The sequence below is a fragment of the Kitasatospora sp. NPDC051164 genome (genome assembly GCF_044455625.1).
Lineage (GTDB): Bacteria > Actinomycetota > Actinomycetes > Streptomycetales > Streptomycetaceae > Kitasatospora.
The window spans coordinates 6,242-15,798 of sequence record NZ_JBITFB010000080.1 but is presented as its reverse complement, the minus strand read 5'-3'; the positions used below and the strand labels follow the sequence as shown (position 1 = coordinate 15,798).

The following is a 9,557-nucleotide window of genomic DNA, read 5'->3' as shown; positions in this document are numbered from 1 at the left end:
GCGCGCCGTGTCCTCCGGACACATGACGCGCCGTCACTACCGTGACGGAATGATGTAACGCCACTCCGTGGCTCTTGGCTGGCTAGGAGGAGCGGTCCGGTACAACTCTCGCTCGTTGGGGGCTGCTCTTCGGGGCCGGCCCTTGTGCCGCATCCGAGGTCTCTGGGCGGCTTCTTCCCTCGTGGACTCGGCCCACTAGGGCTCTGAACTGGGGTTTCCTTCTGTGGCCTCGGGCTCTGCCTGCTCCGGCCGGGCTCACTCCCGGGTTCGGTCGACTCCTTCGGTGGACGCCCTCCGGGCGCCTGCCCTGTTGTGTACCGGGCTCCAGTATGTCACGATCCCGGCCCCGTTACAAGTTGCTAGCCGGAGAATCTGTGACTTTGAGTCAGCTACCGTCCTGGCCAACTGGTCTGAACCAGTCAGTCAATTCTAGCGGCCGAATTGGGACTTGTACAGGCGGCGATGGCACTTTCTGTAACGCGCCTGATTGGCGGTCAACCGCATCGAGCTGAGTGCCCTTCATATCCTACGGGCTTCTCGTTGCGGGCAGGGAAGTTGTATCGGACTCTATCAGCCTGAGCCTGTATCAGAATTGCACGGTCAGGGAATCCCGCCCGATGCCCTGTCTCCCCTCCGAGTTGTACCGGGGATTCATGCTGTGGCGCTTCGAGAATTGTACCCGGCATTCTCGGGAGACCGGGCATTCGGAGGCGGAACGCGGTGCCGCTGGCGGGCGGCTCGGCCGGCTTCTGCTCGGCCAGGTGGTGGAGCTCCGGGCAGGGACCCGGCGGTGCGCAGCGGGGCGGGGCCGGCTTCTGGCTGGGTTACCTCCGGGGTCCGGCTCGTTGGCCTGGTGTGAGCGAGGAGGCGGCCCTGGTGGACGGCGGCACGATGTACGCCGTCGACGTCGGCAGCGGGCCGTTGCGGCCGTTGGGCATGCAGGCGTGGGCCGTCGACGCGCGGCGGCGCAGGTGGTCTTCGCGGCCTCGCACCGGGTCGAGACGTTCGCGTCGGCTGGCGGCCGCGGGCCGGATCCGCACCTGGCCGGGCTGGCGTCCGGCGGGTGGGCGCGGTTCGACGACTTCGGGGGCTGGCCGGAGCCGACGGCCGGTTGGTCGGCCGTCCTGGACGTGGCTGGCGACGTCCTCACGGTGACCGGACGGGCCGGCGTCTCCTTCTACGAGGGCGGCTTGAACAGCTCGCGCGACTGGCGCCGCACGGCGCGCCGCCACGGCGTCTTCTACGCCCTGGCTGGCAGCATCACCGGCCCCTTGGGCATCGCGGAGGCGCAGCTGCGGGGGGAGATGTTCGCGCTGCTGTGCCCGGTGGTGCTGGTCTGAACTGGGGTGGGGCGTAGCTGCGGCCCGGTGGGGCGGGCGCGCGGCTGGCTGGGGTGGTCAGGCGCCGAGGCCGATGTGGCGGACGTAGGTGTAGGCGCCCCAGTCGGAGTCGAGGTCGGCGATGACGTCGTCCCAGACCTCTTCGAGCTTGCCGATGTCGCCGGCGACCATGGCGTCGACGGCGTCGTCCCAGACGTAGCGGACCTGCAGGGAGCGGATGCGGAGGTTGTCGCGGCGGCGGGGTTCGTCGACGACGTCCTGGTTGATGGGGTGGATCTCGACCTTGGTGCCCTTGCCGTTGTTGTTGAGGTGCTGCTTGAACGCGCCGGGGTTGTTGAGGATGTTGGCCGCGCGGAGGTTCCAGTAGGCGGTGTCGATGGCTTCGAGGTTGGCGGGGAGGGGGTGTTGCTTGCCCTTGGTCCAGGCGCTGATGGTCTTGGGGACCGCGGTGATGCCGGCGTCGGCGAGGGCTTGGGCGCCGCCTTGGGTGGTGGTGAGGTAGCGCATCCGGGCGGTGAGTCCGCGGCGGGTGGTGGGCGGTGATTTGATGCCGCCTTCGATGATCATCCGTTCTAGGGCGTCTTCGAGGGCGCGGCCGAGGGCGATTTTCCCGTGAATGTTTCCGGGGTCGAGGCTTGCGCCGTATTTGCCGAAGTTCTTCCAGCCGTCGGTCGACATCAGGCGGCGCTCTTCCAGTTTTCGGGGAGGGTGTATTGCTTCTTGAGCTTGAGTTCGGTGGTCAGGCGTCCTTCTGTGAATACCGAGCGCCAGGGGATGTCTCCGGTGACGTGGAGTTCGTCGGTGCCGCGGAGTCGGACGATGGTGAGGCCGTGTTCGTGGGCGCGTTGTGCCTTGTACCAGAGGTTGGCGAATGCCTGGCTGCGGAAGATATGCATCCAGTCGGGTCGGCGGAGGTCACGGTTGAATGATGATTCGCCGATAGTGGAGACGAACTTGGCGTAGATGGCCTTGATGTATTTCTCGGTGACGTCGTCGCCTTCGAGGATGGCCTTTTCGCGGGCGATGGTGAGGACGCGGCGGAACTTCTCTGCGAGGTTTTCTGTGGCGCCGGAGGTCCACGCCTGGGTGATGTGGGGGGCTTCGGCGAGGCCGAGCTTGTGGCAGCGGATCAGGAGGCGGATGGTGGCGTCGTCCAGGAGGACGGGGCCCGGCTCGCGGCGGTTGCCGATCGGGTCGGGCAGGTGCGGGTGTTCCCAGGTGGGGCGCTTGGGCAGGAGGTAGATGCCGGAGCGCTTGGGGTCGAAGCCGCCGTCCGGCTGGTGCTGCAGGGCGCCGATGGGCAGCCAGGTCTTCAGGGCGCTGCAGTAGGCGGCGTTGGTGTCCAGGACGTCGACGTCGACGTGGTCGGGGGTGCCGGCCTTGAGCTGGGCCATGAGTGGGCCGTTCTCCCACTTATGGCGGCCTTCCCAGATGTCGTCGGCCCCGTCACGGGTTTTCTTGCTGAGGAATTCGAGGCGTTCCGGGTAAACGGTATGTTCGTAATTTCCGCCGACTCGGGTTGCTTCGAAGAGGGCCATTCCGTTTGGAATTGCCAGCTTCTCTAGGGCGGTGATGGCGGCCTCGGTGTCGCCGCCGTGCTCCTGGAGCGTCTGGTCGACGACCGAGTTGATCATGTCGAGGTAGTGGGCGTAGTCCCGGCCCGCGTAGTCCCCGCCGCCGGTACGGGCGGGCCTGGAGGCGGCCGTACGCACCGCGGCCGCCTGGGCCGGGCGCAGCGGGTGGGCGGAGGGCTGGTCGGGCGTCAGGTTGGCCAGGGTGTCCAGGGCGGCCGCGGTGGCCGGGGTGACCTCGGCGTCGGGGCCGGGCTGGGGCGCAGCGGCGGTGTCCTGGGCGGGGTGGCCGGGGACGGCAATGGTGGGCCAGGTGGAGGCCTGTGTGGGCGCCTCCGGCGCTGTGGTGGGGGGGTTGGTGGGCGCCTCCGGCGCCGGGGCGGTGGTGGGTGCCTCCGGCGCTGTGGGGGTGTTGGGCGCCTCCGGCGCCGGGCGGTGGGCGTGGGGGTTGAAGGGGGTGGGGTCGGTGAGGCGGGCGTGGGTGCGGTCGGCGGTGAGGGTGAGGGTGGCTTGGGTGCCGAGGTCGCGTTCGGCGATGGTGACGAGGAGTTGGGTGGTGGGGGCGTCGGGGTGGGGGTGGAGGGTGAGGGTGGTGTCGAGGCCGAGGGTGGTGATCAGGTCGGGCTGGTCGGTGTCGAGGATGGCTAGGACCGGGACGTGGTGGGTGCGGGCGAGGTGGGCGAGGGCTTGGGCGGCGTCGGTGAGGCGGGGGCCGGAGAGCGGGAGGCGGGGGTCGTCGGCGGCCTGGAGGCGGTCGACGACGACCAGGGCCAGGCCGGGCTGGTCGGGCTGGTCGGTGGTGGTGTGGGCGAGGTCGGCGGCGGTCTCGGCGATGGCGTCGGGGGTGAGGTCGGTGCCGTCGTCGATGTAGAGGTGGGCGGCGGCGAGTTCGGTGTGGAGGGTGGTGGCGTCGGCCTGTTCGGCGGGGGTGAGGCGGCCGGTGCGCAGGCGGCGGTAGTCGACGGGGAGGTGGGCGGCGACGATGCGGGCGGCGACGTCGGCGCGGGTGAGGCCGGAGGCGGCGTAGAGGACGGGCAGGTGGTGGTCGAGGGCGGTGGTGCGGGCGGTGGTGGTGGCGAGGAGGCTGCCGCCGGTGCCGGGGGCGGCGGCGGCGAGGTAGAAGCGGCCGGGCTGGAGGCCGCCGAGGGCGTCGTCGAGGCCGGGGATGCCGGTGGACAGGGCGCGCGGGCCGGCCGGGGTGGTGTGCGGGTCGGGGGTTGGGGGGGTGAGGACGGTGGTGAGGGCGTCGGCGAGCGGGGCGAGGCGGCGTGGGGCCCGTGGAGCGGCCGGCGCCGCGGTGGCCGGCTGGTCGGCGGGCGGGGTGGTGGCCGCGGGGTCCTGCAGGGCGGGTTCGTCGGCGGCCGCCGCGGGGGCGGGCGCGGGCGAGCTCGAGGTGGCCGGTTCGGCGTCGGCGGCCGGGTTGGGCTCGACCGGGGTGGGGGCCGGCTGGCCGCTGGGAGCGGTCGGGGTGGGGAACAGGGTGTCGTCCGGCTCGACTCCGCTGCTGGGGTGGGTTGTTGATGCCGTGCTGGTGGTGCGGTCCGGAGCGGGCTGGGTCTCCGGGGCCGGGGCGGGCGGCGGTACGGGCGCGGCCGTGCTCGGGGTGGCGTCCGGGTGTGGCGTTACAACTCCGTTGCTGGGTGGGTTCGTTGCTGCCGCGTCGGGTGTACCGGCGGGCGGGATCGGGGTGCCGTCGGGGGCGGCGGGGAGCAGCACGGCGAGGGGGGTGACGTGGCGGCGCAGGACCTGGGGCTGGCCGGTGGCGGCGTGCTGGATGAGGTCGCCGAGCTTCTTGCGGGCGTCGGCGGTGCCGTGCGCGGTGGCGGTGGTCAGGTCCCAGCCCAGGGCGGTGGCGGTTGCGGGGGCGGTGAGCAGGGCGTGGTGGGTGCCGCGGGTCAGCGGGGTGGAGGTGCCCTCGCCGGCGGCGCTGATCATCTGCGGGAGGGTGCTGCGGGCCTGGTGGAGCGTGGTCGGGCTCGGGGCCAGGACGAGGGCCGGGGTCGGCGGTAGCGGGCCGGACGCCGGGTCGAGGGTGGGGGTCTGGGGGGTGGTGGGGGCTTCGCCGGTCGGGCTGGTGGCCGGCCGCAGGGCGGAGGCGGCGCCGCCGGCCCGGGCTTCACCGGCCGGAGCAGCCGGGTCGGCGGCGGACGGTCCGGCTGGAGCCGGGGCGTTGGCCGGGCCGGCTGTCGGTGTCGGTGTCGGTGTCGGTGTCGGCACCGGGGCGGCCGGGGCCGGCGCCGGGGCGGCACCCGTGGTGGGGGCGTCGGGGGTGGTGGGCACGGGGGTGTCCTGGGGGTTCGGGGCGGGCTCGGGCGGAGGGGTGGGGGCGCCCGGCACCGGGGTGCCGGTGGTCTCGTCGGCGGCCGGAGCGGGGACGGTTGGAGCGGCGGGCGCCGGATGCCGACCGGTGGGATCTGGGCCGGGCCCCGCCGCCGGTGCGGCGTCGGCGGCGGCCGTCGGCGCGGTGCCGGTTGTACCGCCCGGAGCGGCGGCCGGTGCGGCCGGTGCGGCCGGTAGGCGGTACCGGAGGAAGACCTGGGAGTTCAAGCCCTCCAGCCGGGGGCGGCCGAGGACTTGGTCCAGGCGCTGGTCGCCCGCCAGGACCAGGGGGAAGGGGGTGCTCGTCCACACGCCGTACAGCTGTTCCAGGGCGTCGGTGCGCAGCTGGTGGGCGCGGGTGATGATCACTGGGCGGGAGGTGCGTCGGAGCTCGGCGGCGATCAGGGCGACGTGGTCCGCGACGGCGCGGGGGCGGGGGCCGCGCGCGTCCAGGCCCAGGCGGGTGTGGAGGGCTCGGAGGAGAGCGGCGCGGTCGGTGGGTTGCTCGGGGTGGATCCACACGGTGTGCGGGCCTGTCACGGCCAGCCCCGCCAGTTCCAGTCCGGCCGCGTCCGGGCCGCACGCCACGGCCGCCAGGGTGTCCAGGACCACGGTGGCGCCGGGGCCGGTCAGCGTCATGATGCCGCGGGCGTGGGCGGTGTCGCCCAGTGCCTCGGCCACCCCCGTCAGGCGGCCTGAAGCCGGTGTCAGGTCGGCGGCGGTGCCGGTGGCCGGGGCCGGCCCGGCGGCGGGGGCGGGGGCGGTCTGGTGGTGGCGGGTCGCGCCGGGGTAGAGGCCGGTGAGTTCGGGCCGGCCGAGGACGTCGTCGAGGTGGAGGTCGCCGCCCAGGACGAGGGGGAAGGCCGTGCTGGCCCACAGCAGGCCGAGCCAGCGCAGAGCGTCCTCGGGCAGCTCGTGCGCGGCGGGCACGACGATCAGGCGGGGCGAGCGGCGCAGCTCGGCGGTGATCTTGACGACGGCGGTGTCCAGGGTGCGGGGGCGGCGCCGGCCGAGGCCCAGGTGCTTGAACAGTGCGGGGACCACCTGGTCCAGGCCGGTGCCGTGGAGGTGGAGAGGCTGGAGTGCGCCGGTGTCGAGGGCGTGGGTGAGGGCTGTGCTGGTGGCGGCCGGGTCCGGGCTGGTGACGATCAGCACCGACCGGCGTTGGGCGGCCTCGCGCAGGGCTGCGGCCAAGTCGCCGGCGGGCGCCGCGGTGCCGGGCGGCGGAACCGGCGCAGCCGGGCCGGCGGCCTCCGGCGCGGCCGCTGCGGCGGAGGCGGGCGGCACGACGGCCGGGCCGGGCGTGGCGGCCTGCCCCTGGCCCGGGCCGGCTACCGGACCCGGGTCGGCGGCCGGGGCTGGTTCTGCCGCGAGGGCGGCGGGCTCCTGGACGCGGTGGACGGTGACGCGGGGGTGGAGTTCCGCGAGGTCGTGGCGCTGGAGGAGGCCGTCGAGGGTGGTGTCGCCGACGAGCACCAGCGGGAACGGCTCCGGCTCCCACAGGCGGTGCAGCAGCTGGAGCCCGGAGGGGCGCAGCCCCAGGGTCGTGGTGGCGATCACCAGGCGGGGGGTGTGCTGCAGCTCGGCGGTGATCAGGCGCTCGGCTTCGTCGAGCCCGGGGAGGGCGCGGCGCTGGCCGAGGCCGAGCCGGGTGTACAGGGCGCGGGCCAGGGACGCGCGGTCGTGGCCGCTCACCTGCACGGTCGGCAGGTGAGCGGGGGCGAGGTCCTGGGCCTGGGCGAGAGCGGTCTGGACGGTGGCCGTGTGCGTGCTGGTGAGCGCCAGGATCGTCCCCGGCGTCTGGGTGGTGGCGCGCAGGAGCTCGGCCAGGTCGCCCACCGGCGCCGGGGCGGTGGCCACCGGGGCGGGCCGGCCGGTGCTGTCCGGGTCCGGGTCCGGGCTGGCGGGGGCGGGGGCGGGGAGGGTGGCAGTGGCCGGGGCCGGGGCCGGGCCGGGTACGACGGCGGCGGCCGGGTCGGCCGAGGCGGCGTCAACGGCGTTGGGGAGAGGTGGATTTGAGGCGGCCGGGGACGGGTGGGTGGCGTCGCTGACCGAGGCCGGGACGGGGCGCAGCGGGGCCGGGACGGCGGGGGCGCCGGGGCCGGTGGGGGCCTCGTCGGGGCCGGTGGGGGCCTCGTCGGGGCCGGTGGGGGCCTCGTCGGGGCCGGTGGGGGCCTCGTCGGGGCCGGTGGGGGCCTCGTCGGGGCCGGTGGGGGCCTCGTCGGGGCCGGGCAGGGTGTCCGACACCGGGGCCGGGTCGGCGGCGGGGGCAGCGGACGCGGCCGGGTCGGTGGTGGTCGCCGGGGCCGGGCCGGGTACGGCGGCGTCCGGCCGCGGTCCGGCCGGGACGGCCGGGGCGGCGGGCGCGGTCTGGGCCAGTTCCACCCCGGCGGCGAACCCGGCCGCGGCGACCGTGGCCAGCGCGGGCCGCAGGTGGTCGGCCACCAGCTGCTCCAGGGCCTTGTACATCTGGCCGGCCCGCTGGCTGGCCGGGCCGCCGAACGCGCCGCGAGGAGCGGTGAGAAGCGCGAGCCAGTGCGCTCCGGTGATCTTGCCCCGGGCGGCGGCCCCGAGCGCGGACTTCAGCTTGCGCCCGGCCGGGGTGGCCAGGTGCCCGCGCGCCGGGTTCACCAGCTCGTACGCGGGCATGCCCAGGTTCTGGCGCAGCCCCAGCGGGACCGACGCCCACAACGGGTCGTCCGGGCCCGGGAGGTTGAGGTATCCGGCCGCCCCCGGCTCCGAAACGGCGTCCGGTGCGGCGGGTGCGATGGCGGGACGGCCGGAGCGCCGCGAGGAACCAGCACCGCGTACGGCCCCGCGCGGGGTGGGGCCGGAGCGGGCCGGACCCGGCGCAGCACCGGCGGCCGGGCTCGGCAGGCCGACGGTCGGGCCCGTGGCGCCGGCGGCCGGGTCCGGGACACCCGCACCCCCTGCGGCCGGGGCGGTGACCGCCACGGTGTCCGGGGAAGCATCCGACGCGGTGTCCGGGGCTCTCCCGGCAGCGGAGACGGGACCGGCCGCAACGGCCACGGCGGCGGACACGGGCGCGGGGTCCGGCGCGGCCGGAACACCCCCGGCACCGGGCCCCGATGCGGGCGCGGCCGGAACAGCTCCGGCGGCCGGGTCGGCCGGGCCCGGCGGCACCCCGACCCCGTCGCGCGCCGCACCGGCGTCACCGCGACGGCCACCGGCAGCGGCGCGGGAGGAACCCGAACGAGAAGAGGACACCAGGCACTCCAGACGCAGAAGAGACGCACAGCGGACAACGACCGGGGGGCAGCCCCGGAGACGACCCGGGGGCGGCCGGCCCCGGGGGACGACGGCACACGGGCCCGAAGCGGGCGGGCGCCACCACCGACGGGGCAGCGGAGCCGACCGGCGCACCCTGCGGGCCGGACGGCGGCGGACCGGCGGGCGGCAGGAGGCCGTCCCGGTCCCGAGCAGGGCGCAGCACGGCCGAGGCCGCCCGCACCCCACACACAAGGTGTAACGCTGGTCGTCAGTCTAGCCACACGGGTACACACCCGACACCGAATGTTGTAACGAGAACGGGTGAAAGGCGTACCGGCCGAGGGACGAACCGGCGGCACGGCGCCAGCGCGGCACGGCGGCGGACCGGCAAGACGGCGGCCCGGCGCAGCGCGCGGGACGGCCCGGAGGCGGGGGCGCGGCAGGCGCGGACGGCGACCGGCGGAAGCGGCGGACCGGCGGGGCGCAGCGCGGCGGGCGGGGCGGGGGCGGCGGGGCAACGGGCGGGCGGGCGGTGGGGCAACGGGCGGGCGGGCGGTGGGGCAACGGGCGGGCGGGCGGTGGGGCAGCGGCCGGCCGGGCGGCGGGCGGGCGGACCAGCGGCGCGGGGCGGGCGGGGGGCGAGGCGGTGCGGGGCGGGCGGCGCGGCCGACGCGGGGGTGGCGGCCCGGGCGGGCCAGACCGGGCGGGAGGCGGGCGCCGGGCGGGCGGACGCGGCAGCGGGGCGGGCCAGGCGGCGGCGGGCAGCGGGCGGACGGGAGAGATCACTCCCCCAGCAACCGGGGCCCGGACGGAGGCGGCGGCGGGCAGCGGGCGGACGGGAGAGATCACTCCCCCAGCAACCGGGGCCCGGACGGAGGCGGCGGCGGGAAGGGCGGAGGGCAGGCGGACGACGGCGGAGCGAGCCCAGGGCCCGGAGAGATCACTCCCCCAGCAACCGGGGCCCGGACGGAGGCGGCGGCGGGCAGCGGGCGGACGGGAGAGATCACTCCCCCAGCAACCGGGGCCCGGACGGAGGCGGCGGCGGGCAGCGGGCGGACGGGAGAGATCACTCCCCCAGCAACCGGGGCCCGGAACG

General features: G+C 75.8%; 3 protein-coding genes. 1 reads left to right on the top strand and 2 read right to left on the bottom strand.

Annotation, left to right across the window (positions count from 1 at the left end; genetic code table 11):
* Nucleotides 1-944 precede the first annotated feature (944 nt).
* Nucleotides 945-1,340: a hypothetical protein gene (locus tag ACIBEC_RS46795; protein WP_396290813.1), complete on the top strand. Its 396-nt coding sequence runs from the start codon at nt 945-947 to the stop codon at nt 1,338-1,340.
* A 57-nt stretch (nt 1,341-1,397) separates the two neighbouring features.
* Here the strand turns inward: ACIBEC_RS46795 and ACIBEC_RS46790 are convergent, their stop codons facing one another.
* Entirely contained in the window at nt 1,398-2,018 is a 621-nt protein-coding gene (locus ACIBEC_RS46790; RefSeq protein ID WP_396290811.1) for a hypothetical protein, read from the bottom strand.
* Nucleotides 2,018-8,272, bottom strand: a complete 6,255-nt coding sequence (locus ACIBEC_RS46785; protein WP_396290808.1) for a DnaB-like helicase C-terminal domain-containing protein — start codon at nt 8,270-8,272, stop codon at nt 2,018-2,020. The genes ACIBEC_RS46790 and ACIBEC_RS46785 overlap by 1 nt, the downstream gene beginning before the upstream one ends.
* Nucleotides 8,273-9,557 lie beyond the last annotated feature (1,285 nt).